20 protein-coding genes are annotated in these 23,116 nt (G+C 64.2%); 17 read left to right on the top strand and 3 right to left on the bottom strand.

From position 1 onward, the window contains the following. Window positions 1–55: 55 nt before the first annotated feature. Window positions 56–1,186 carry a PilT/PilU family type 4a pilus ATPase gene (locus HDC96_RS18080; protein WP_179461154.1) on the bottom strand — a complete coding sequence of 377 codons (1,131 nt, stop codon included), beginning with the start codon at window positions 1,184–1,186 and terminating at the stop codon, window positions 56–58. Window positions 1,187–1,283: 97 nt separating this feature from the next. Between HDC96_RS18080 and HDC96_RS18075 the strand changes: the two genes are divergently transcribed. The 15 genes from HDC96_RS18075 to galE all read left to right on the top strand — a co-directional run bounded on the left by HDC96_RS18075 (window position 1,284) and on the right by galE (window position 18,565). Beyond that, the gene (locus HDC96_RS18075; RefSeq protein WP_179461153.1) at window positions 1,284–1,667 is read left to right on the top strand and encodes a DUF4398 domain-containing protein; all 384 of its coding nucleotides are present in this window, start codon (window positions 1,284–1,286) and stop codon (window positions 1,665–1,667) included. 2 nt (window positions 1,668–1,669) lie between these two features. Further along, window positions 1,670–2,563, top strand: coding sequence for a hypothetical protein (locus HDC96_RS18070; protein ID WP_179461152.1), 894 nt, complete (start codon window positions 1,670–1,672; stop codon window positions 2,561–2,563). Between the two features lie 364 nt (window positions 2,564–2,927). After that, entirely contained in the window at window positions 2,928–3,146 is a 219-nt protein-coding gene (locus HDC96_RS18065; protein WP_176990672.1) for a YdcH family protein, read from the top strand. Between the two features lie 166 nt (window positions 3,147–3,312). Next, on the top strand, window positions 3,313–4,683 hold the full coding sequence (locus HDC96_RS18060; RefSeq protein ID WP_176990673.1) for a pyridoxal-phosphate dependent enzyme: 1,371 nt from the start codon (window positions 3,313–3,315) through the stop codon (window positions 4,681–4,683). A gap of 117 nt (window positions 4,684–4,800) precedes the next feature. After that, window positions 4,801–5,991, top strand: a complete 1,191-nt coding sequence (locus HDC96_RS18055; RefSeq protein ID WP_179461151.1) for a cystathionine gamma-synthase — start codon at window positions 4,801–4,803, stop codon at window positions 5,989–5,991. 2 nt (window positions 5,992–5,993) lie between these two features. Continuing rightward, window positions 5,994–6,773, top strand: a complete 780-nt coding sequence (locus tag HDC96_RS18425; protein ID WP_179461150.1) for an ABC transporter permease — start codon at window positions 5,994–5,996, stop codon at window positions 6,771–6,773. Further along, window positions 6,763–8,169: an ABC transporter ATP-binding protein gene (locus HDC96_RS18045; protein ID WP_179461182.1), complete on the top strand. Its 1,407-nt coding sequence runs from the start codon at window positions 6,763–6,765 to the stop codon at window positions 8,167–8,169. Before HDC96_RS18425 ends, HDC96_RS18045 begins: the two co-directional genes overlap by 11 nt. Window positions 8,170–8,198: 29 nt before the next feature. Further along, window positions 8,199–9,995 (top strand): methyltransferase domain-containing protein, encoded by a 1,797-nt coding sequence (locus HDC96_RS18040; protein WP_179461149.1) that lies wholly within the window; start codon window positions 8,199–8,201, stop codon window positions 9,993–9,995. A gap of 7 nt (window positions 9,996–10,002) precedes the next feature. After that, on the top strand, window positions 10,003–12,279 hold the full coding sequence (locus tag HDC96_RS18035) for a hypothetical protein (protein ID WP_179461148.1): 2,277 nt from the start codon (window positions 10,003–10,005) through the stop codon (window positions 12,277–12,279). Beyond that, window positions 12,279–13,007 (top strand): glycosyltransferase family A protein, encoded by a 729-nt coding sequence (locus HDC96_RS18030; protein WP_179461147.1) that lies wholly within the window; start codon window positions 12,279–12,281, stop codon window positions 13,005–13,007. The genes HDC96_RS18035 and HDC96_RS18030 overlap by 1 nt, the downstream gene beginning before the upstream one ends. Further along, a complete protein-coding gene (locus tag HDC96_RS18025; RefSeq protein WP_179461146.1) occupies window positions 13,004–14,449 on the top strand; it encodes a glycosyltransferase family 4 protein in 1,446 nt (481 codons plus the stop codon). Before HDC96_RS18030 ends, HDC96_RS18025 begins: the two co-directional genes overlap by 4 nt. Beyond that, a complete protein-coding gene (locus HDC96_RS18020) occupies window positions 14,446–15,156 on the top strand; it encodes an NAD-dependent dehydratase (RefSeq protein WP_179461145.1) in 711 nt (236 codons plus the stop codon). Before HDC96_RS18025 ends, HDC96_RS18020 begins: the two co-directional genes overlap by 4 nt. 152 nt (window positions 15,157–15,308) lie before the next feature. Beyond that, window positions 15,309–16,064: a glycosyltransferase family A protein gene (locus HDC96_RS18015; RefSeq protein ID WP_179461144.1), complete on the top strand. Its 756-nt coding sequence runs from the start codon at window positions 15,309–15,311 to the stop codon at window positions 16,062–16,064. After that, window positions 16,057–17,529 (top strand): glycosyltransferase family 4 protein, encoded by a 1,473-nt coding sequence (locus HDC96_RS18465; RefSeq protein ID WP_179461143.1) that lies wholly within the window; start codon window positions 16,057–16,059, stop codon window positions 17,527–17,529. The genes HDC96_RS18015 and HDC96_RS18465 overlap by 8 nt, the downstream gene beginning before the upstream one ends. Before the next feature lie 19 nt (window positions 17,530–17,548). Continuing rightward, window positions 17,549–18,565: a UDP-glucose 4-epimerase GalE gene (gene galE, locus HDC96_RS18005; protein ID WP_179461142.1), complete on the top strand. Its 1,017-nt coding sequence runs from the start codon at window positions 17,549–17,551 to the stop codon at window positions 18,563–18,565. Window positions 18,566–18,602: 37 nt separating this feature from the next. Here galE and HDC96_RS18000 read toward each other — a convergent pair whose 3' ends face one another. Both HDC96_RS18000 and HDC96_RS17995 read right to left on the bottom strand, forming a co-directional pair. Beyond that, window positions 18,603–18,992: a GtrA family protein gene (locus HDC96_RS18000; protein ID WP_179461141.1), complete on the bottom strand. Its 390-nt coding sequence runs from the start codon at window positions 18,990–18,992 to the stop codon at window positions 18,603–18,605. An 11-nt stretch (window positions 18,993–19,003) separates the two neighbouring features. After that, the gene (locus tag HDC96_RS17995; RefSeq protein WP_218842347.1) at window positions 19,004–19,978 is read right to left on the bottom strand and encodes a glycosyltransferase family 2 protein; all 975 of its coding nucleotides are present in this window, start codon (window positions 19,976–19,978) and stop codon (window positions 19,004–19,006) included. A gap of 154 nt (window positions 19,979–20,132) precedes the next feature. Here HDC96_RS17995 and HDC96_RS17990 point away from each other — a divergent pair, with 154 nt between their 5' ends. Further along, the gene (locus tag HDC96_RS17990; protein WP_179461140.1) at window positions 20,133–21,524 is read left to right on the top strand and encodes a hypothetical protein; all 1,392 of its coding nucleotides are present in this window, start codon (window positions 20,133–20,135) and stop codon (window positions 21,522–21,524) included. A gap of 35 nt (window positions 21,525–21,559) precedes the next feature. Continuing rightward, entirely contained in the window at window positions 21,560–23,086 is a 1,527-nt protein-coding gene (locus HDC96_RS17985) for a glucosyltransferase domain-containing protein (RefSeq protein ID WP_179461139.1), read from the top strand. Window positions 23,087–23,116 lie beyond the last annotated feature (30 nt).

Genomic DNA, 23,116 nt, shown 5'->3' with positions numbered 1-23,116 from the left:
GGCATCGACCGTTGGTCGATGCGCCGTGTCAATTGCCCCCACCAACGGTGGGGACCTACTGGAACCCGTGCGTGATCGCCGGTGCCGAGCTGGCCGAGTAATCCGCGTACGGGTCGTGCTCGCTGCCGCCTTCGGACAGCCGGAACTTCAACGCCAGGCCATCGCGCGAATCGGCCGCGCGCAGCGCTTCCTCCTGCTCGATGATGCCGTTCTTGGCCATCCGGAACAGGCACTGGTCGAAGCTCTCCATGCCTTCCTCCAGCGACGCTTCCATCGCCGCCTTGATCTCGTGCACCTGGCCGCGGCGCAGCAGGTCGCGGATCATCGGCGTGTTGATCAGCACCTCGGTGGCCGGCAGGCGACGCCCGTCCTTGCCCTTGACCAGGCGCTGGGACACCACCGCGCGCAGGTTCAGCGAGAGGTTCATCAGCACGTTGCGGTGCGCGCTCTCGGGGAAGAAGTTGAGGATGCGCTCGATGGTCTGGTCGGCGTTGTTGGAGTGCAGGGTGGCCAGGCACAGGTGCCCGGTTTCGGCGAACGCGATCGCCGCCTCCATCGTCTCGGCATCCAGGATCTCGCCGATCAGGATCACGTCGGGTGCTTCACGCATCGCGTTCTTCAGCGCGTCGTGGAAGGTATGCGTGTCCAGCCCGACCTCGCGCTGGTTCACGATCGACATCTTGTGCTTGTGCAGGTATTCGATCGGGTCCTCGATGGTGAGGATGTGCCCGGTCGTGGTGGTGTTGCGGTGGTCGATCATCGAGGCCAGCGAGGTCGACTTGCCCGAGCCGGTCGAGCCGACCACCAGCACCAGCCCGCGCGGGGTCATGATGACGTCCTTCAGGACCTGGGGCAGGTTGAGCTCTTCGATGCTGGGGATCTTGCTGCGGATCGCACGGATCACCATGCCGACCTCACCGCGCTGCTTGAACACGTTGACGCGGAAGCGCCCGGCATCGGGCAGGGCAATGGCCATGTTGAGCTCGAGCTCGCGCTCGAACTGCGGGGCCTGGCCTTCATCCATCAACGAGTAGGCGATCTTCTTGACCATCCCGGGCGGCAGCCCGGTATTGCCCAGCGGATAGAGTTTCCCCTCGATCTTGATGTATACCGGTGCTCCGGTCGTCAAGAACATGTCCGACGCGTTCTTTTCGGTCATCAGCTTCAGGAAATAGCCGATATCCATGCGAAATGTTTCCCCAACAATCAGCGGCTTGCCATTGCAAGCGCACCGCAGGCTTCCGACAATGGCCGCGCACACAACTCTGGCGACGGCACCCCCAATGAATCCTAGCTTCGCACAAATACGACGGGCCCTGTATGTGACGGTGTGCGCATTCGCGCTCTCTGGTGCTGCACAGGCGCAGGATGGCGCCCTGGAACTGATGCAGGCCCGGCAGGCGGTCGACAAGGCCACCCAGGCCGATGCCGACCAGTACGCCCCGGACCTGATCGCCGTGGCCCGCCAGGGCCTGGAGCAGGCCCAGCGCGCGGCCGGCGACCGCCGCGAGCGCAAGAACGCGCCGATGCTGGCCGTTCGCGCCACGGTCGATGCCGACCTGGCCCGCGCCCGCAGCGAAGAAGCCACCGCCACCGCCCAGTTGCAGCTGCGTCGCACTGAAGTCAGCCAGCTGCAGCGCCAGCTCGCCACCGGGGAGGACCGCTGATGATGTCCACCAAGATGCGCATGCCCTGCCTGCTGCTGGCCGTCAGCCTCAGCCTGCCGCTGCTGGTCCAGGCCGCCGATGACCCCGCCGTGGCCCAGCTGACCCAGCGCCTGATGGCGATCCAGGCCAACCCGGATGCGGCCCCGCTGGCCGCCTTCGAGCGCCTGCAGGCCCAGCAGGCCGTGGCCGACCTGGCCAAGGCCAAGCGCCGGGATTTGGACCAGGCCCGCTACGTGGCCGAACGCCGGGTCGAGATCGCCGAAACCAGCGTCCGCGCCGCCCTGGCCCAGCGTGAGGTCGACCAGCTCGAACGCACCCGCAGCGAGCTGCTGATCGAAGCCAGCCGCCGCGATGCCCAGCGGGCCCGCCAGGAAGCCGAGCGCCTGCGCGTCCAGGCCCAGATCCAGGCCGAGGAAAGCGAACGCCTGCGCCAGGCGGCCGAACAGGAAGCCCTGGCCCGCCAGGACGCCGAAACCGCGCTCACCAGCGTGGCCGGCAAGCAGACCGCCCGCCTGAGCGCGGCCCAGCAGAACGCGGCCAAGCTGGCCCGTGAAGAAGCCGAGCTGGTGGCGGGCAGCAAGCTGCCGGGCTCCAAATTCGATAGCCGTGGCGAAGTGTTCACCTTCAACGGTGACGCCTTCGCGGCCGGCAAGGGCAGCCTGTCCGGCGGTGCCAAGGGCCAGGCCAAGGCGCTGGCCGAGTACCTGAACATCGGCAAGAAGGGCCGGGTCCGGATCGAGGCCTACGACGCCGCGGCCGGTGTCGGCCAGCAGCGCGCCGAGGCGCTGCGCGACGCGCTCGTGGCCGCCGGTGTGAGCGCCAGCCGGCTGCAGGTCAGCGGCAAGAAGGCGGCGGCGACCAAGGCGCGTTCCGCCGAGGTCATCATCGCGCCGTGATACTTGGCCGGTACCGCGTCATGCCCGTCGGGCATGACGCAACTGGTTGTTTTTGTTTAATTTCCGTTGTTCTGCGTGTTCAGCCTGAACCCCGCCTAGGCGGGCTCGACGATATCGTCTGAAAGGGTTGAACCGGCTTCGAAGCAAGCGTAGGGTCAGTTGTCCGGGTCGCCTTCCGCGGCCTGGACGATTGGAGGGCCGGCAATGCACCAGCGCCACGAATCACAGCAGTCCGAGGTCCAGGTTGAACTGGACGCCGCTGCGGGTTCGCAGGTCAGGGTTGCCCGGCACTCCGCCCCAAGCAGCGCCCCGTGCCGTCAGGCCGGGGCGTTCTTGTTTCTGCAGAAGCGATAGGAGGTTCATCATGTTTGAAGGTCAGCCCCAGAGCGACATCGACGCACGGCGCAAGCAGGATCCGGAATTCAAGGCGCTCTACGAACGGCACCAGAAGTTGAACAAGAAGTGCATGGATGCCGAGCTGGGCGTACTTCCGATAGACCGCCTCACCCTGGGACAGATGAAGCGTGAGAAGCTGCTGGCCAAGCAGAAGCTGGAACGGATGTACGCCTCCCCCGTGCACTGACGCCTTTACCTCCACGTCTATTAGCCCCTACGTCGCGGGCGGTTCCGGTCACCTCGTCGACCGGTGCCGTCCGCGCCGCTTGATGAACGCGGCAACCTGACTTTCGCCGCCAACCGTCGGATAATCACCGGTCCGGCCGCATTGCGGCGCGAATCGATGTGAACCGATGGCAATCCACTCCTCCGTACTCGAACTCATTGGCCAGACCCCGATCGTCAAGGCCCAGCGCCTGGATACCGGCGTCTGCGAGCTTTACCTGAAGCTCGAGAGTGCCAATCCCGGAGGATCGATCAAGGACCGCATCGGCCTGTCGATGATCGAAGCCGCCGAGCAGCGGGGCGACCTCAAGCCGGGCGCGACCCTGGTCGAGGGCACCGCCGGCAACACCGGCCTGGGCCTGGCGCTGGTCGCCCAGCAGAAGGGCTACAAGCTGATCCTGGTGGTACCGGACAAGATGAGCCGCGAGAAGATCTTCAATCTCAAGGCGATGGGTGCCGAAGTGCGCCTGACCCGGTCGGACGTGGCCAAGGGGCATCCGGAGTACTACCAGGACATGGCCAAGCGCGTGGCCGAGGAAACCCCGGGCGCCTACTTCATCAACCAGTTCGGCAACCCGGACAACCCGGCCGCGCACGAGTTCGGCACCGGCCCGGAAATCCTGGCGCAGATGGACGGCGACCTAGACGCGATCGTGTTCGGCTGCGGCAGCTCGGGCACCATGACCGGCCTCTCGCGCGCCTTTGCCACCCTCTCGCCGAAGACCGAGCTGGTGCTGGCCGATCCGGTTGGCTCGATCCTGGCCGAATACATCAATGACGGCGTGCTCAACGACAAGTCGGGCAGCTGGCTGGTGGAAGGCATCGGCGAGGACTTCCTGCCCTCGATCGCCGATTTCAGCCGCGTCACCAAGGCCTACGCGATCAGCGATGCCGAGAGCTTCCACACCGCGCGCGAGCTGCTGGGCAAGGAAGGCATCCTCGGCGGCTCCTCGACCGGCACCCTGCTGGCCGCGGCGCTGAAGTACTGCAAAGAGCAGACCACTCCGAAGAAGGTGCTGGTGCTGGTCTGCGATACCGGCAACAAGTACCTCTCCAAGATGTACAACGACTACTGGATGCTGGACAACGGCTTCCTGGAGCGCCCGCAGTCGGGCGACCTGCGCGATCTGATCCTGCGCCCGTACGGCCAGCGCGACACCGTGGTGATCGGCCCGAACGACCTGCTGACCACCGCCTACCAGCGCATGAAGCTGTATGACGTCTCGCAGCTGCCGGTGATGGACGGCGACCAGCTGGTCGGCATCGTGGATGAAAGCGACGTGCTGCTGCATGTCTACGGCGACGAAGCCCGTTTCCGCGACCCGGTCGCCACCGCGATGGTCAGCAAGCTGGACCGCCTGGACGTGAAATCGCCGATCGAGGCCCTGTTGCCGGTGTTCGACCGCGGCCAGGTCGCCATCGTCATGGACGGCGCCAACTTCCTTGGCCTGATCACCCGCATCGACCTGCTGAACTACCTGCGCCGCCGCGTACAGTAAGCGTCTGTGTCGCAATGAACCCATGTTTATCCGCGTCAACGGCCGATTAAGCCACCGCTGATAGACTTCCGCTCCTTTTGCGGGGGCCCCCCGGGGCTCCCCTTGCTGGGAAACAACATGTCCGATCACGCTTCCTCCGGGCACGGCGACCGCTCGCTCGCCCTGGCCACGCTGGCCATCCATGGCGGCCAATCGCCGGACCCGAGCACCGGCGCGGTGATGCCGCCGATCTACGCGACCTCCACCTACGCCCAGTCGAGCCCCGGCGAACACCAGGGCTTCGAGTACTCGCGCACCCACAATCCCACTCGTTTCGCCTACGAGCGTTGCGTGGCCTCCCTGGAAGGCGGCAGCCGCGGTTACGCGTTCGCCTCGGGCATGGCCGCCAGCTCCACGGTGATGGAACTGCTGGATGCCGGCAGCCACGTGGTGGCGATGGACGACATCTACGGCGGCACCTTCCGCCTGTTCGAGCGCGTGCGTAAGCGCACCGCCGGCCTGCAGTTCAGCTTCGTCGATCTGACCGACCTGGCCGCGTTCGAAGCCTCGATCACCCCGCAGACCAAGATGGTCTGGATCGAGACCCCGACCAACCCGATGCTGAAGATCGTGGACATCGCCGCGGTGGCCGCCATCGCCAAGCGCCACGGGCTGCTGGTGGTGGTCGACAACACCTTCGCCTCGCCGATGCTGCAGCGTCCGCTGGAGCAGGGCGCGGACCTGGTCCTGCACTCGGCCACCAAGTACCTCAACGGGCACTCGGACATGGTCGGTGGCATGGTTGTGGTTGGCGACAACGCCGAACTGGCCGAGCAGATGGCGTTCCTGCAGAACTCCATCGGCGCCGTGCAGGGGCCGTTCGACAGTTTCCTGGCCCTGCGCGGCCTGAAGACCCTGCCGCTGCGCATGAAGGCGCACTGCGCCAATGCGCTGGCCCTGGCCCAGTGGCTGGAAAAGCACCCGGCCGTCGAGAAGGTCATCTATCCCGGCCTGACCTCGCACCCGCAGCACGAACTGGCGACGCGCCAGATGAACGGCTACGGCGGCATCGTCTCGATCGTCCTCAAGGGCGGTTTCGAGGCGGCCAAGCGCTTCTGCGAGAAGACCGAACTGTTCACCCTGGCTGAGTCGCTGGGTGGGGTGGAAAGCCTGGTGAATCATCCTGCGGTGATGACGCATGCCTCGATTCCGGTGGAACGCCGGGAGAAGCTGGGGATCAGTGATGCGTTGGTAAGGTTGAGTGTTGGGGTTGAGGAGCTGGGGGATCTGCAGGTGGATCTGGAGCGGGCCCTGGTGGAAGCAGCCTGATGATGGGTAGACGTATCGAGTTGATGCTGAGCCTGACCGGCCGCGACATCAAGAAGAAGTACAAGGATTCGCTGCTGGGCGCGCTATGGGGCGTGCTCGTGCCGCTGATCATGCTGGCGATCTATACGGTCATCTTCAGCACGATCTTCAGCGCCAAGTGGAAAGGCATCGAAGTCCATACCAAGGTCGATTACGCCGTGCTGCTGTTCATCGGTCTGATCGTCTACAACTTCTTCGCCGAGTCGGTCACCCGCGCGCCGACGGCGATCTTGAGCAACCCGAATCTGGTCAAGAAGGTAGTGTTTCCGCTGGAGGTGCTGCCTCCGGTCGTGGTCCTGTCGTCGCTTTACAACGCGGGCGTCGCAACGATCGCCCTGGTCGCGTTCCTGATCTTCAGCAGTTTCGGATTGCACTGGCAGATCATCCTGCTGCCGCTCCTGATCATTCCGATGCTCGCGCTCACCATGGGCGTGACGTATCTGTTCGCGTCGCTGGGCGTGTTCTTCCGCGACGTCGACCAGTTGGCCGGCCTGCTGGCGCGCATCCTGCAGTACCTGACGCCGGTGCTGTATCCGTCGATCATTTTCCCCGATGCGATCGGCAGGTGGATGCGGTTGAGCCCGCTGGCCATCTATGTCGAGCAGACCCGCGCGCTGATCGTTGCCGGCACCTTGCCCGATTGGGGTCTTTACAGCTGGGCAGTGGCTTGGTCGTTGGCCATCTTCTTCTTTGGTTATTGGTGGTTCCAGCGTACCCGGAGGGCTTTCGCCGATGTCGTCTGAAGATCTGGTCATCGATATCGAGAATGTCAGCAAAGTCTTCAACATTTTCGACAAACCGTCCGACCGGCTGCTGCAAATGCTGCTGCCGCGTCTTGGGCGTGTCCTGCCTGGCAGCGGCAACTGGTCATCCCGGCAGCGCGGCCGCGAGTTCTGGGCGCTGCGTGATGTCAGCCTCAAGGTCAAGCGCGGGGATGCCGTGGGCATCATCGGGCGCAATGGCTCGGGCAAGTCCACGCTGTTGCAGATCATTGCCGGCACGTTGGCGCCGACCAACGGCAAGGCTCACGTCAACGGGCGCATTGCTGCCCTGTTGGAGCTGGGCAGCGGATTCAATCCGGATTTCACTGGCCGCGAGAACGTCATCCTCAACGGCATGATCCTCGGTCTGACCGAGCGTGAGGTCATGCAACGTTTCGACGCGATCGCTGCGTTCGCCGACATCGGCGACTTCATCGAGCAGCCGGTACGCACCTATTCCAGCGGCATGATGTTGCGCCTGGCATTTGCCGTGCAGACCCAGGTCGAGCCGGACATCCTGATCGTCGATGAAGCCTTGGCGGTGGGTGATGCGCTGTTCCAGAAGCGCTGCTTCCAGCAGATGGAAGCGCTGAGGGCCAACGGTTGCACACTGCTGCTGGTGTCGCACGATCAGGAGTCCATCCGGACCCTGACCGACCACGCCATCCTGCTTCGCGATGGTGCCGTGCGCGCGGCCGGTCCTTCCTCGGAAGTGGTCCTGGAGTATCGCAAGCAGCTGCATGATGACGAGCGCGATTACTACGCTTCGCTCAGCGCGCAGCACCTGCAGCATGCGCAGAAGGTCGTGGAGGCGCAGCAGCCGACCGAGGGCCCTGCCCATGACGCATCACCGGTGCTGGGGGCACGCAGCGACAAGCTGTCGTTCGGCGACTACGACTGCGTGGTGGAGCGTGTCCGGATCTTCGATGAACAAGGCGAGGAATGCGCCTATTTCCTGCCGGGTGAGCGTGTCGTCATCGAAGTCGTCGCCCGACCCGTGCGTGACATGGATAAGCTCAACGTCAACATCCGTCTGCGCAACAAGGAAGGCGTCAAGCTTTATTCGTGGGGCACCTTGAACCAGGACGTGACCCGCTGGGCCGAACTCGGCCAGGCGACCCCGAGTGTCTGGGGGACTACTTTCGCGGCCGACACCCCCTTCGCGATACGCTTCTCATTCGACTGCGACCTGGGCGTGAATTTCTACGAAGTTCAGGCTTCCGTTTCTGAAGAAGTGGAGCGTTTCGGGGGCGCGCAACGGATGCTGCATTGGCGCGATGAGGCGGCCTTCTTCCAGGTCGGAATGCGCCAGAAGGAATACACCTTTGGCGGTGTCTGCGATCTGCGCATGCGCGCGGATATTGCCGACGCCCATTGATAGCGGACGGTCCAATGGATATGACTCAGATGGCTGTTGAACACGGACTCTCTCCCGCCACCACCCGTGTGGCGGCGCAGCGCCTGCTGGCTTGGCTGCCTGTAGGCCCCGCGGCCATGCTAGGCGACAGTGCGCCCGGACTGCTGGCTGCGCTGCGTGGTCACGGTATGTCCATCCAGACGGGAGCGACCGGCGCCGATGCGGCCGCCGGCATCATCGTCCTGACCCGGTCCGACGTTCTGGACGACGCAGTGGCCCGCCTGCAGACGCTGCTTGCCGACTTCAGCGGCCCAGTCTGCCTGGTCGTGTCCGGGGCGGCCGCACAGGCGGGCGATCGTGCCTTCTGGGAGGCTGCTGTCATCCAGGCCGAATGGCGCAAGCACCCGCTGAACGAACGCGTCGCGCCCTATGGCGAGCTGGATCGCGTATCGGGGCTGGTCATGCTCGCGTTTGAGCGCGTGCCCTCCGCGGCCGTCGCGGTGTATCCGCTGCAGGCGCTGGTCGAAGAGCGCGATCTGCACACGGACATGACGCGTGAGCCGGGGCGTCGTTCGGATGCACACATGACCCGCTATGCGCAGGCGGCGCAGTTCATCCGCCCGGGCGATCGGGTGATCGACGTGGCCTGCGGCCTGGGCTACGGCTCCTACCAGCTGGCCCATGACAGCCAGGCGGGCTCGTTCACGGGTGTGGACGCCAGTGAATTCGCCGTCGAATACGCCACGGTCAACTTCGCCGCGGTCTCGCCGATCCCGATGCGGTTCGCCGTCGGCGACGCGCAGGACCTGACCGGCATGGCCGATGAGTCGGCGGATTTCGCCGTATCGGTCGAGACGCTCGAGCACCTCCCTGAACCCGACCGTCTGCTGGCGGAACTGCATCGCGTGCTGTCACCGGCCGGCAGGGTGTATGCCAGCGTGCCCAATGACTGGTCCGATGAGACCGGGGAAGATCCCAACCCCTTCCACTTCCACGTGTACGACTGGGAGCGTCTGGTCGCACAGTTCACGCGAAACGGCTTCGAGATCGAAAAGGCGTGGTTGCAGGATGCCGGCGGCGGGCAGAAGCGCTCGCTTTCGGCGCGTTCGATGCTCGAGATCGATCCGGTGGCCGGCCCTGCCTGCGATGGCGAATGGCTGCTCGTCCTGGCGCGCAAACGCACGGCCGCCGTGGCGGTCGACGACGATCCCCTGGCCTCCGTGCGTGCACTTCTCCTCGACGGGCGGCGGGATGATGCCGTCGCGCTGCTGGAGGTTGAGCAAACAGCCGGTACACCATTGCGCAGCGCGCGTGCACTGGCAATGGCGGCGATCCTGGCCGCGGCCGACGGCCGCGCGGATATCGCCGAGTCGCATTGGCGCAGTGTCCAGACGCACGCGCGTCAGGCGCTGGCCGATCCTGTGACCGAAGCCCAGGCCAGTGCCCTGTTGGGCATTGCCGTCGCCCAAGGGGCAGCCGGTTCCGAACTCCCCCCCGGCGCAGTGTACCGGCAGTGGCTGGACCATCCCGTGGCGCTCGATTCGATGTTCTGCGCGGTGCAGACGATGAGTGGCGATGTGGACGACCGCGCCATCACGGCCGGTCCCGTCGACGGCGCCGAGCACATCAACATGGGCGCGCGTGACGTGCGCCAGCTCATCGAGGCAAAGGACTGGCTGGACGCCAAATACCATCAGCATCTGCAGCAGATCGCGGAACTGGAGCAGTATGTCGCTGAATTGGAGCAGGCCCGACACTGGCTGGATGGCCAGTACCACGGCCTGACCGCGGAGCTGAAGCGACTCAACGACGCAGTAAAGCCGTCTGCTGACAATCCGCCAGGATGAGCGCGGGATGAGCACCGTGGCGCCCCCCGTTGCACCCGTCGAGCCGCTGGATCCCGCACTGGCCGGGCCGCTCGCGGCTTACTGCCTGCGCACGGCAGGCCCCGGACGGGTACTGCTTGCCGCCCCCGAGTTGATGTCGCTGGTCGCCCCGCTGCTGGCGGCGGGCTGCGAGGTGGCGTGTGTGTCGCCCTCGCCGGAGGCGTGGCTGCCGCAGAACATCGCGGTGTACCCGACATGGGAGGCTTGGCAGGCTGCTTCGTCCCCTGCGGACCTGCTGGTGGCCTGGACATTCTGGCCGGGCGCCACGGCGGAGGGCTCCGCATCCATGGCGTCGGCGATGCTGCTTGCCTCTCCGGAGGGCCGGGAGGAGGTGGCCGCCGAGTGGCACGGCCGGGCACTGGCCGATGGCTGGCAACGGCACAGCGCCGCGTTCGTGATGTCGGGTGCGCCCGATGGGCTCGATGTCCTTGCGCTGGCCCGTCCCGGCGTCGCCATGCAGCTTGCCGATGGTGGCCGCCTTGCCGGCTGCCATGGCCTGGCGGCGGCCCTGATCCGTCCCGGTGACGCGGTCCTTGCCACGCATGCGGACGCCGACGGGCTCTGGAGGATTCCCTACGAGCAATCGCGCTGCAGTTGGCTGGGGGTGCTGTCCGCGAGCCCTGCGCCCGCGCCGTCGACGGATGGCATTGCGTGGCTTGCACCGGACGTCTGGCAGCAGACGCGGCGCAACGTTGATGTATTCATCACCGTCGTGGACGGCAGCAGTGCCGATCAGGACGGGCTGATCGAGCATGCCGATTCAGCACTCGTGCGCAGCGGGCGGCTGGTGGTGATCCTGCCGATCGAAGCTGGCGGTATCGCCGTGGAAGAGCGACTGCTCGACGAACTGGAGCGGCGGCAGCTAGTCCTGGATCGCGCCTGGTGGCAGCGGACGGATCGCCAAAGTGGCCTTGGCCAGTTCATTGAAATCGCCTGCGACCGGTCGGGCCGGCTGGCGATCGATGCAGGTGCCCCCGCGCTTGCCGACACCCTCATCCTGATGGCAGTGAAGGTGAACGGCGCCGGCGTAGCGCGCGACCCTGAATTGTCCGCACCGAACATCGTGGCCTTCCAGCGCGACTACCTGGATGCCAGTGTCGTGCGCCTGATCGTCGCGATGGGGCTGCGCTTGGAATCGGCCCCGGCGCGCCGGCAACTTGCTTTCCACATTCTGGAAACGTCCCCCAAGGAATCGGCCGACCACGGGGCCGCACTGTGCGTTCTGATGTACGACGGCGTCGCAATGGGAGGCGATCGCCAGGACTACCTGCTTTCCCTGCTGGCCGACTACCTTGGGCAGCCCCCGGGCAATCCCACGGTGCTGCGCTGGCAGGTCTCGCTGACGTATGCGGCGGCGGCCTTCCATCATGCCGCCGGTGACCTCGCCACGGCGGCCAGCCTGTACGAAAAGGTCCTGGGCTTTGATGTGCTGGCCTTCAGCCCGCTGCTAGGGACAAAGACCACCACCGCCGCCGTGCGACTGGGGTGGATCCGTTTCGCCACCGGTGACATCGACGGCGCGCGACACGCATGGTCGCGCGGGTTGGACGAAGCGCGCCGGCTGTCCGGGCAATCCGACTGGCTGGAAGTGGCCGGACATGCGGATGCGCCGGAGACCTTTTCCCTTCCGGAGTTCGCGGCGGTCTTGGACGAGGCGGGCCGCCTTGCATCGGCACTGCGCCTGACCGCAGAAGTGCCGATGCGTCCAGGCCTGACCTGGCAGTGGGCCAATCAGTCATGGCAGCAGCAGCTGACGGAGGCGCGCGCCGCGCTGGTGCAGCGGCAGGCATGGCAGGACCAGTTGCAGGATGCGAAGAATTGGCTCGACGGGCAGTACCACCAGCTGACGGCAGAACTTGAACGCCGTGCCCAGGCCATCGACGCGTTGACTACCAGCAACTGCGACCTGGCGACCGACAACGCCGGTGTCCGCGCCGCGTTCCGGCTCGCGCACCTGCACGCCGTGCAGGAGAAGGAGGATATGGAGCGGCAGCGGGACGCCGCGCGGTCCGACTATGCGGAGCTCGCCGCCCATCACCAGCGTCTATTCGACGCGGCGCAGGATTTGAGCGCGGCTACCCGGGCCGTGCTGGGTACCGTCCCGCAATCGAAACTCCCGGCAGAATCGATTGCCGAGGAGATGTCGCGGCTGGCAGCCTCATTCGACCAGGTACCGCTCAAGCGCCAGCTGCGGATGTTGATGCGCACCCTTGCTTCGCTGCTCGGCGGGAAACAGGAGCGATGATGTCCGACCTCACCGTGATCATCACCTTCCATCGCGAAGGGATACTCGCCCACGCTGCCTTGAAGACCTATCTGCTTTCCCGGGATCTGGCCCGCCAGGCCGAGATCGAGGTGCAGATGATCCTGGTGTTGGACAGGGCCGACGCGGAAACCATGCAGATCGTGCGTGGCCATCCTGACCTGCGCGGCGACGAGGTGATTATCGAGACGGCGGTTGGTGACAGTGCTCTTGCCCGTAACGTGGGCATCGGCTCGGCCAAGGGGACGTACGTCTGCACCCTCGACGGCGATGACCTCATCAGCCGTGATTACCTGCAGAGGCACGTCGAGTTCGCACGGCGTGCGTCGGGGCGGTTTATCCTGCACCCAGAAGTGGTTGCCAGCTTCGGAGTGGACCATCGTTTTACCCGCCAGCTGGACCCGCGGACCATGCCCTTCTCCCCGGACATGATGATCTCCGGAAACCCCTGGGTTAGTGCGGTCTTCGCCCGGCGTGACGTATTCCTGGAGGTGCCGTACGTTGCTTGTTTTCCCCGCCAGACCGGGTTCGGCTATGAGGACTGGCACTGGAACTGTCAGACCATGGCCAACGGTTACGAGCACATGGTCGTTCCCGGTACGGCGTACTTCTATCGCCTCAAAGCCTTCGGTTCGATCAATACGGACAGCAATGCGCTGCGCGCGGTGATGCCGCCGAGCGATCTCTTTGGTCGCTGGGAGCGCCCATGATCCGCAGGGTTGTAGGGCTCGTACGCCGCGTCAGCATCCGCCGGTTGTTCACTGATCCGCGCGCGGAGCTGGGGCGCATTCTCGCTTGGCTAGGCCGGAGCATGGATCGGTTGGCGACGGTTACCGCCCAAGGGCGGGCAGACCTGCCGCCGTGGCTGCACGATGAGATGATCGCGCTGGCCAGCATCGAGCCCGGACTCTTGAATAGCAGTGGCGACACCGATCATTACCGGTACTGCGGTATTTCGATGGTGACCGAGCCGGGCGAACTGTATCGCCGGATCGTGGCAGAGGTAGGCACGTATCCTTACAGCCACGTGCTGATTCTTCCTTGGCTGGAACGCGGTGGCGCCGATCGTGGCGCGTTGTACCACCTCCAGGCATGGACGGAGTGTATGCCTGCCGGGAACATTCTCGTGCTGCTCAGTGAAGCCGCGGATTCGGCATGGATAGACCGCGTTCCTGCGGGCGTGAAGGTGGTCCAGTTCGGTAGGATCACCAGAGACCTGGTCATAGATGACCGGGTCATGCTGCTGACCCGGCTGCTCGTCCAGATGCAGCCGTCGGTGATCCACAACATCAACTCACCGGTGGCCTGGGAGTCCTTCCGGAGGTCCGGCCTGGCCCTGCGCCAGCGCTCGCGTCTGTTCGCCTCGCTTTTCTGCGACGATCATGACGGCAACATGGTGCCCGTCGGTTACGCGCGCAGCTACCTTCGCGGCTGTTACATCCATCTGGCCGCCATCTTCTGCGACAACACCGTGTATCCGGAGACGTGGGCGCTGGACCTGGGTGTCCCCCGCGACGCATTCACCGTCCTGCGTTTTCCCTATGATCGCGCCGTCATCGAGAAGGATGACGTGTTTGAGATCCAAGGGCCGCCCCGTGTGCTGTGGGCCGGCCGGTTCGATCGTCAGAAGCGCCCCGACATTCTCCTCGCAGTCGCCCGCTCGATGCCGACCGTAGGCTTCGATGTTCACGGCGTATCCGTTATCGGTCCCGAGCATCCGGCGATACGCGAACTGCGTACGCTGCCCAATGTCACCCTGCATGCAGCCTTCGCGCGCTTTGAAGACATCGTCACGCCTGCGCATGTAGGTTATCTTTTCACAACTTCCTGGGAAGGCCTGCCCACGATCCTGCTGGATGCGGCTGCGTCAGGGCTGCCCATCGTGGCACCGGCTACGGGCGGTATCGTCGATCTGATCGATAGGGTATGGCTCGTCGACGATCCGGACGATGTAGACGCATTCAAGCAGCGGCTTCACCGGTTGATCGCGGAGCCGGAGTTGCGACGGTCACGGCGTCGTCAGCAATATGCCGCGCTGGCGACCGGGCGCGGCTGGCGCGATTTCATGCATGCCCTGCGCGGCGTCGCAGGTTATCTGCCCGAAGCAAAACCAACGTTCCTCAGTATCAGCCAACAGGAAAGCGCGAAGTGATTATCGGACGGGGACTGGTCGCAACGGCTTTCGCACAGGACTGGCTGCACGACCAGACAACCGTGCTGGTGGCCGCTGGAGTTTCAAACTCCGCCGAAAGCGATCCTGCGGCATTCCTGCGGGAAGAGGCACTGCTGGATGATGTCCTGGCCAGCCCGGCGGCTCGCCTCATTGCCTATTTCGGCAGTTGCGCGGTCGGTAACTCCGCCGAGCGCCAGACTCCTTACCTTCAGCACAAGGCGCGGATGGAGGTGAAGGTTCTCGCCGATCCGCGCGGGCGGGTGTTCCGCCTACCGCAGGTGGTGGGCGAGGGGGGGAACCCACATACGCTGACCAATTTTCTTCGCACCCGGATTGAATCCGGCGAGCCGTTCGACGTATGGGCACGCGCCGAGCGCAACCTGATTGACATCCAGGACGTGGCCACCCTGGGGACGCACGTGCTTCGCCATGCGACCGACTTTCCCCGGTTGATGTCGCTGGCCGACATCCATTCGACCAACATGCTCGATATCGTCCACGCGATGGAGCGGGTGCTGGAGCGTCAGGGGACTTACCGGATACTCGATCAAGGCGTGTCGTTCCCGATCGACACGGAGGACTGCGAACGTGCGGCCAAGGCATCAGGGGTCCGTCTTGGCGATGGATACCTTAACGCGCTGCTTCAGAAATACTATGGTGGACATACTGGAAAAGCGGCATCTTGATGCGAAGGATGCTGTCGACGCGCAGTCGACCTGTACACAAGTATGATCAACGGCCTTCCCCGGCTTTTGCCGCGGATTCGACACTAACTTATTCAGAATTGGTGATGCGCAATGAATGCGGTCAGTAAGCAATGCGGCTGCGGGAGTGATGTATGACCGCCCCGGCATTGAGTGCCATCGTGACGTTCCACGGGGAAGGAATCCTCGCGCATACCTCACTGCGTTCCTATGCGCTGTCCCGTACGGTCGCGCGGAAGGCAGGTTTCGAGGTCCAGCTGGTGCTGGTCCTGGATTGCGCCGACGCGCAGACCCGTGCATTCGTTGTGGGGCACCCGGATCTTGATGGGACCGAGAGCATTGTCGAAACCAAGGTGGGCGATCTGGCGTTGGCGCGCAATGCCGGTGTCGCGGCCAGTCGCGCGGATTACATCTGTACCTTGGATGGCGATGACCTGATTTCCACGAGTTATTTCGTCAAGCACCTTGAAGAGGCTGGCCGGCTGAGCGGACCGTTCGTGCTCCACCCCGAAATGGTGTTGAGCTTCGGCATGTACAGCGCCTACAACTGGCAGGTCGACCAGGCCGGCAGTTATTACGACGAGCGCGCGCTGCTGACGGTCAATCCCTGGATCAGTGCGGCGTTTTCCACCCGCAGGTTGTACGAAACCATTCCCTACGTAGCCTGCTACCCGCGGCAGACCGGATTCGGTTACGAAGACTGGTACTGGAACTGCGAGACCATCGCGCGCGGCGTGGTCCACCGGCTTGCATGGGGATCGGCGTATTTCTACCGTCGCAAGTGGCATGGCTCGCTCAATGAGGCCAGTCACGCGATGAAGACCGTCATTCCGCGGACCTCGCTATTCGCGCCGGGCCGCATCCGCAGCGAGGAGCACCGCCGTGTTTGACCGCTGGACGCACAATCGATGGACGCACAATCGATGGGTGCGCAATCGATATACGCGACGCGTCGCCCACTGGGTGCGCCGCCTCGTGGCGCTGCTGTTTGGTCCGGATGGCGCGCAGGCGGCTACTGGTGCAGCGCCCGGTGCGACGCTCACTGGCGGGATACCTGCCATGCCGGCCTGGCTGTGCGAAGAAATGACCCAGCTCGCTGCGCTTGAGCCGGAACTGCTGCCGCCCGGGACCGGGTTTGACCGCTATGCGTTCTACTCGATTCCAATCAGCACCGCTCCAGGTGAGGTCTATGCCAGGCTCGCCGATGCGATTGGAGAGCAACCGTACAGCCATGTGCTGCTGGTGCCTTGGCTGAAGCAGGGTGGGGCGGACCGCGGAATCCTTTATTACGCGCGCGCCATTGCCGAACACAACCCGGCGGCCCGGATACTGGTGCTGAGCACTGAAAACTCACCCTCGCCGTGGGCGTCACGATTGCCGCCACAGGCGACGCACGTGGACTTCGGCCATCACGCATCGTCGCTGGACTTCGCGCTGCAGGTCTCGGTGATCGTCCGGGTGCTGGTGCAGCTGCGTGCCTCGATGGTGCACATAGTCAATTCACGCGTGGGTTGGGAGGCCATTCTCCGCCACGGGTTGGCGCTGACCCAACATTCGCGTCTGTTTGCCTCGATCTTCTGCGACGATTACGATCTGCGCATGAATCCGGTGGGCTATGCGCGTGACTATCTGCGCTACTGCTATCCCTACCTGTCAACGGTGATCTGCGACAACTCGCAATATCCGCACATCTGGTCGCGGGAGCTGGGCGTGCCCACCTCATTGTTCACCGTTGTCCCCTTCCCTTATGACGGGGAGCCTCCGCAGCTGCCGTCGACGGCGCTGTCCGCCTCCGACCCCGATCGCGTGCTGTGGGCCGGGCGCCTGGATCGCCAGAAACGCCCAGATCTGCTGGCGGCGATTGCCGCGCGGCTGCCTGAAGTGCACTTCGATGTGTATGGCGCCCAGGTGATGGCCGGTGCATCGGCACAGGACCTGGGGAGGCTCAGGTCGCTGCCGAACGTTACCCTGCACGGCGAATTCCAACGCCTGGAGGCCGTCGCCAGTCCCAGCCACTTCGCCTATCTGCACACTACTTCGTGGGAAGGTACGCCCACCATCCTGTTTGATGCGGCGGCCGCCCGCTTGCCGATCTGTGCGCCGGCCGTGGGTGGCATCGTGGATTTCCTGCCGCATCAGGATCTGATCGACGTACCCGACGACATCGACGCGTTCGTGCAGCAGCTGCAGCTGCTGCGCGCGTCAGCCACGCTGCGTGACCAACGTGTGGAGCGTCAGCTTGAATCGCTCGTGCGAAACCGCCAATGGGGCAGCTTCACGGGTAACCTGCAGCGCCTTGATGGCTATCTGGCGTCGCAGGAGCGCAGCGACGACCGAGCCGCCGACAACGCATGATGTTCAGAGAGGACGCACAATGAAGGTTCTGGTTACCGGCGGCGCCGGCTTTGTCGGCTCGCATACGGTCGTGGAACTGGTCGCGGCCGGCCACGAGGTGCAGGTGGTGGAGAATTTCTGCAACAGCGAGCGCTGGATCGTCGAGCGCATCGAGCGCATAACCGGCAAGGCGCTGGCTCTGGACGAAGTGGACATCCGTGATCGCGCAGCGCTGCTGGGCAGCCTGCAGCGCTTCCAGCCCGATGCGGTGATCCACTTCGCCGCGCTGAAGTCGGTGTCTGAAAGCGCCGAGCGGCCTGCCGATTACTACGACGTCAACGTGGCCGGTACCGCCACCTTGCTTGACGTGATGGATCAGGTCGGCTGTCACCGGATCGTGTTCAGCTCGTCGGCTACCGTGTACGGTCAGCCAGATGCCTGTCCGGTGGCCGAAACCGCCCCCGTTGGACCGGGCAATCCCTATGGTCGGACCAAGCTGATCGGTGAGTGGTTGATCCGTGACTGCGTCGCCGCACCGGGTGCGGCGCTCCATGCCGCCATCCTTCGATACTTCAACCCGGTGGGCGCGCATCCGAGTGGTCTCATCGGCGAGCTGCCGCGTGGGGTTCCCAACAACCTTGCCCCCTACATCACGCAGACCGCGGCGGGCCAGCGCGATTACATCCGCGTGTTCGGCAACGATTACGCCACGCCTGACGGCACCGGTGTGCGTGACTACATCCACGTAGTGGACCTGGCCAAGGCGCATGTTGCCGCGCTGGGCGCATTGGGCGGTCGCCGCGAGCGTGACCTCACGCTCAACCTCGGCACCGGTCGCGGTTACTCGGTGCTGGAACTGATCGAGACCTTCGCCACGGTGGTGGGGAAACCCATCCCGTACCAGCTCCAAGGGCGCCGTGCGGGCGACATCGGCGAGTGCTGGGCCGATCCATCGCTGGCCAACGAGGTGCTGGGTTGGCGGGCGGAAGAATCGTTGCAGGATATCTGCACGGACGCCTGGCGCTGGCAGATGAACGTGGCAGGACAGGCCGGCTAAGGCCAAGGTCGGCGGCATGTCGTCGCGGCCGGCACGTTCAGTGCTTCGGCGAGACCCGGAACACCCATACGTTCATTACCACGAACACGATGACAGGCACGGCTATGGCGGAAAACAGGATGCCCCAGCGGTAATCCAGCTGCGCCTGGGAGATCACCGCCATGCCGCCGGCGGACAGCGCGATGTTCAGGCCGTGCACCACCAGGAATTTGCCGGATTCGCTGGCCACCTCGCCCTTGGAGGCAAACGTGAAGTACTTGTGGGCCATGAAGTTGGGCGCCAGCAGCAACAGGTAGGCCACCACGGTGGCCAGCACCGGGTGCATGCCCCCCTTGTCCACCAGCAGCCAGGTGAGCAACGCGAACAACAACGTACTGGTGCCGCCGACCGCGCCAAACCTGACCAGCTTGCCGACCAGCTGCTTCATCTCCGCCCGGTTCACGGCGCGGTGTCCACCGTCGAGTCCACGCGCTCGGCGATGGCGTACTGCGTTGGCGTAGTGAAGTTGAGCAGGATCCGGCCGACATACTCGCCGATGACACCGAGCGCCAGCAGCTGCACGCCTCCCATGATCAGGATGGCGACGATCAACGAGGACCAGCCTACCGCAACGCCGGGATCCAGCAGCTTGTGGATCACGATGATCGCGGCGAACACGAAGCCCGCCGCCGAGATGGCCATGCCGGTCAGCGATGCCATCCGCAACGGGGCCACTGAGAAACTGGTCGCCATCTTCAGCCAAAGCGAGATGGACTTCTTCAGGCTGTATCCCGAGGTGCCGTCCTCCCGCGCGTGGTGGCCGACCGTGCGGGTGGTGATGCGCGCGGTGGCCGACAGGATCAGGCCGTCCAGGTAGATCGCAGGACCGCGGAATTGGACCACTTCGTTGCGCACGCCACGTTTCATCGCCTTGAACGGCGACAGGTAAAGACCCTTGGGCTTTTCCAGCAGCCAGGTCGCCACCCGGTCATTGAAGCGGCTGCCGAGGATTTTCCAGGCGGCGTGCTTGCGCCCCAGGAAGGTGCCGTAGCAGACGTCATTGTCGTCGTCCAGCGCCTCCACCAGGGTGGGGATGTCCGAGGGCGCATGCTGGAGGTCATCGTCCATGGTGACGATGACCCGGCCACGGCATTCGCGCAGGCCGGCGAAGATGGCCATGTGCTGGCCGACGTTCTTGCGCAGGTTCAGCGCCCGGACCCAGGAATGCGTACGGGCCAGTTCGCTGGCCACCTTCCAGGAGCCGTCCGGACTGCGGTCATTGACCAGGATCAGTTCCAGCGAATAGCGCCCGCCGATGGCGGCATCGATGGCGGCGACCAGTGCGGGCAGGGTTTTCTCGCTGCGATAAGCCGGGACGACGATTGAAAGGTCGATCAAGTCCGCCGAGTCGTCAATCGCTGGGGGGGTCGCCATGGCCGTCTCAATCTGGAGGAAAATTCACTCAGTCAGGTAGTATATGCGCGAACCTGGCGCCGTGCACGGTGGGGATCTGTGACGCGTGATGCGTGTCCCTGCCCCCGGTCGCTGGCCAGATCAGGCCACGATGAGAAACGGACGAGGTATCAATTTGAATCGACTTGAACGTTTTTGCGAGATCACCCTCGATCGCCTGGATCGCAGCTACATCTGTTACATCGTCCTGATCCTGCTGGGCATGTACAGCTTGGGCCAGCTTACCGCCCCATTCATCGCCCACGATGACTTCGATTGGCTTCTGTCCGGATTCGACCAAGGCTTCGAGACGCCCCTGAGCAAGGCGGGTTCGGAAGGGCGGTGGGGCAACGTCATCTGGGCCCAGTTCAGTCACCTCCTCGGTATCAGGGCGGCGTTCGGGCTGTATCTTGTCTCGTTTTCACTCATGTGCGTCCTGATAAGCCGTGTGGTGTCGCCATCGGCTGGCGTTTTCGGCGCCCTGTTGCTTTTTCTTTCGCCGATGACCGCAGAGACCATGCAGTGGCCGGTCACCCAAGTCACTGGCGTTGTTGTCACCGTCTTGGGCTGCTTGGCGATGCTCCGGGTCCAGTCGGATGGCCCGCGGCGGTTGGTCATGGCGATTTCAGTCGTCTCGGGATTTCTTTTCTACCCCTCATTCGGGCCGCTGTTCCTGCTGATGTATGCCACGCGCTGCATGGGCGATAGGCGCAGCGTCGTTCTCGGCGGTTTCGTGTATGTCGCCAGTTTTGCCGGCGCGGTACTGCTGGTATTTTCACTGAACTACATCTTCCACGGCACCTTCTCGATCCGGCCTGCTGCGTGGCGTGAGGCCACGCCATTGATGCACGGCGGAACATTGCTGGGAAACATCGAGCGCTATCTCGGCTGGTTTTCCGCCGTGAAAGACATGTGGCCGGCGCTGCTTGGCGGAGCACTGGCGTACCTGCTTTGCTTCCGTTTTCGCGTCCGCGCCCCGCAATGCCTCGCGTTGGTGCTGTTCGGCGGCTTGTTGCTGGGCATCGACGCGTCACTTTCGGTCGTGTCCGGCCTTTCCATGCCGTTGCGCTCTACGGTCTGGCTGTGGCTGCTGCTGTGCATTCCTGTGATCTTCCTCGCCCATGAAAGGAAGACCATCGTGATCGGTCTGCTGCTTGCTTTGCCACTGGTGTACACCGGCGTGACTTTATGGGCCGGCACGTACGCCGATACACGCCACGTCTACCCGGCGATGCAGCGTACTGGCGTGGAGATCGCCCGCGCGCAGGCGGAGAATGCGGGACGGGTAGACGACGTCATCCTCTTCGGGGACGTTCACGCCAATAAACTGATGGGGCGGCTTCACAGCAATCGTGCACTTCGAAATTATCTGTACAAGGACTTCTCCCTCTACACCCGGCAGTGCGAAGAGACGTTGTGCGCCAAGGTCCAGGCGGAAATCGAGACCCGCGCCGAGGTCCCGCAATGGCTGATCATCGACCGTCATCTGGTTTGGGTGCTATCTCCGCAGAACTCCAGCACTTACTGATCTGAATCGCTGCAAGAAACCAAGAGGTTTACACGATGAATGCTGCTGCTGCGCACACGATAGGACTGCGGGCGACCTTGCTCCCGGCAACGGGCGGCCGTCGGGTGCTTCTGGCGTGCATCGTTGTCGCCACGCTTACCGTGTTGGCGCGCTTGCCGTTCGTGCTGACACCGGGCATGTCCACGGATTCGTATGCCTATCTGGACGGGTGGCCGACCTTGGCGCAGTTGGCGGGGCAGGGGCGCTTTGGCCAGTTCCTGGTCTTCAGGCTGCTGGAAGCGCTCGCCGTGGATCCTTTGGCATTTGCAACGTTGTTGCAGGGGGTCGGGTTGGCTCTGTTCGCCTTTACGATGCCATTGATGTTCTCCGCCTTTTCCACCGCGCAGCAGAATCGCTTGATTCCGCTGTGCCTGGCCGCCCTGGTGGTCACGCTGCACCCCTTCTCGGCAGAGATACTGACGTTCTCCGAGGCTTCCTTCACTGCGCTGCTGGCCACCTCAATGGGTGTTCTTGCGGTATTTCTGCTGGCCAAGCGGCCGCGATGGTGGTGGCTGGCCGGCATCATGCTGATTGCTGCACTGTCGATGTATCAACTGCTGATCAATTTCGTCGGCCTGATGATCCTGTTTGGATTCCTGCAAACCTATCTGCGTGTTGGGAACGTGCGGCGGCACGTGTGGGCCGAGTACCGGCCGCTGCTCAACACGGTGATGGTGATGGCCGGCGCATTGGTCGTGTATCTGATCGCGCACAAGGCATTGGTGATGTCGCTGGGTATCCAGGAAGTCGGGCGCGCAGGATTTCTGCCGCTGGCCAAGGTGGGCGGGCGGATGCAGGAGGTGGCTGGCTTGGGAGGATTCCTCTGGAACCGGCCGCTCTTGGTCACCTACGGCCCGGCGGCCAAGTCTCTGCTGTGGGTGATGGCGCTAACGGGCTGGGTGTTCCTGGTGGTGCGATTGCTGGCGCGGCCGCGCGCCGATGCCGCGCTGCCGATCGTGGCGATGTTGCTGGTGCCGGTAGCCGCGATTGGCGTCGTGGCTGTGGGCGCGGTGTGGTGGCCGGCGCCGCGCATCCTGGGCGGCGTGGTGGCAGCGTGGGCCATGGGGATTTACTGGCTGGCCTGGCTGGCCGATGGCCGACTCGGGCGCGTGCTGATCTGCTCGGCTGGCGGTGCATTGCTGCTTGCGTTTTCCGCCGTCGGGCATCGTGTGCACAGTGACCAGATCCAACTGAACGCATTCGATCGGTTGTTGGCGCAGCGTGTCTATACCGAGCTCACCCATGTCGATGGCTTCACTGACCAGACGGCCGTCGTGGTGGTGAATCGCCGCCTGAGTTGGTCACACCCCCTGCCGCTGGCGACGGCGTGGATGGATCTGAACCTGACCGCATTTGCGGACAAACGAGCCATCAAGGGGCTGCTGCAGCTGTCCAATGGTCGCACCTTGAATGTAGTTCCCGCCTTGCCTGCCGATATCAAGGCATGCGAATCCCTCCCCGCTTGGCCAGACATCGGATTTGCGACTGTTCGTTCGTCTGGCGATGTGCTTGTCTGCATCTGACCTCGCCTGTGCGCTGGTAGATTTGAGTTA

The sequence above is a fragment of the Stenotrophomonas sp. JAI102 genome, from assembly GCF_013409105.1.
GTDB lineage: Bacteria > Pseudomonadota > Gammaproteobacteria > Xanthomonadales > Xanthomonadaceae > Stenotrophomonas > Stenotrophomonas maltophilia_AA.
Note: the sequence above shows the minus strand (reverse complement) of the source record. Positions and strands in the feature narration are given on the sequence as shown.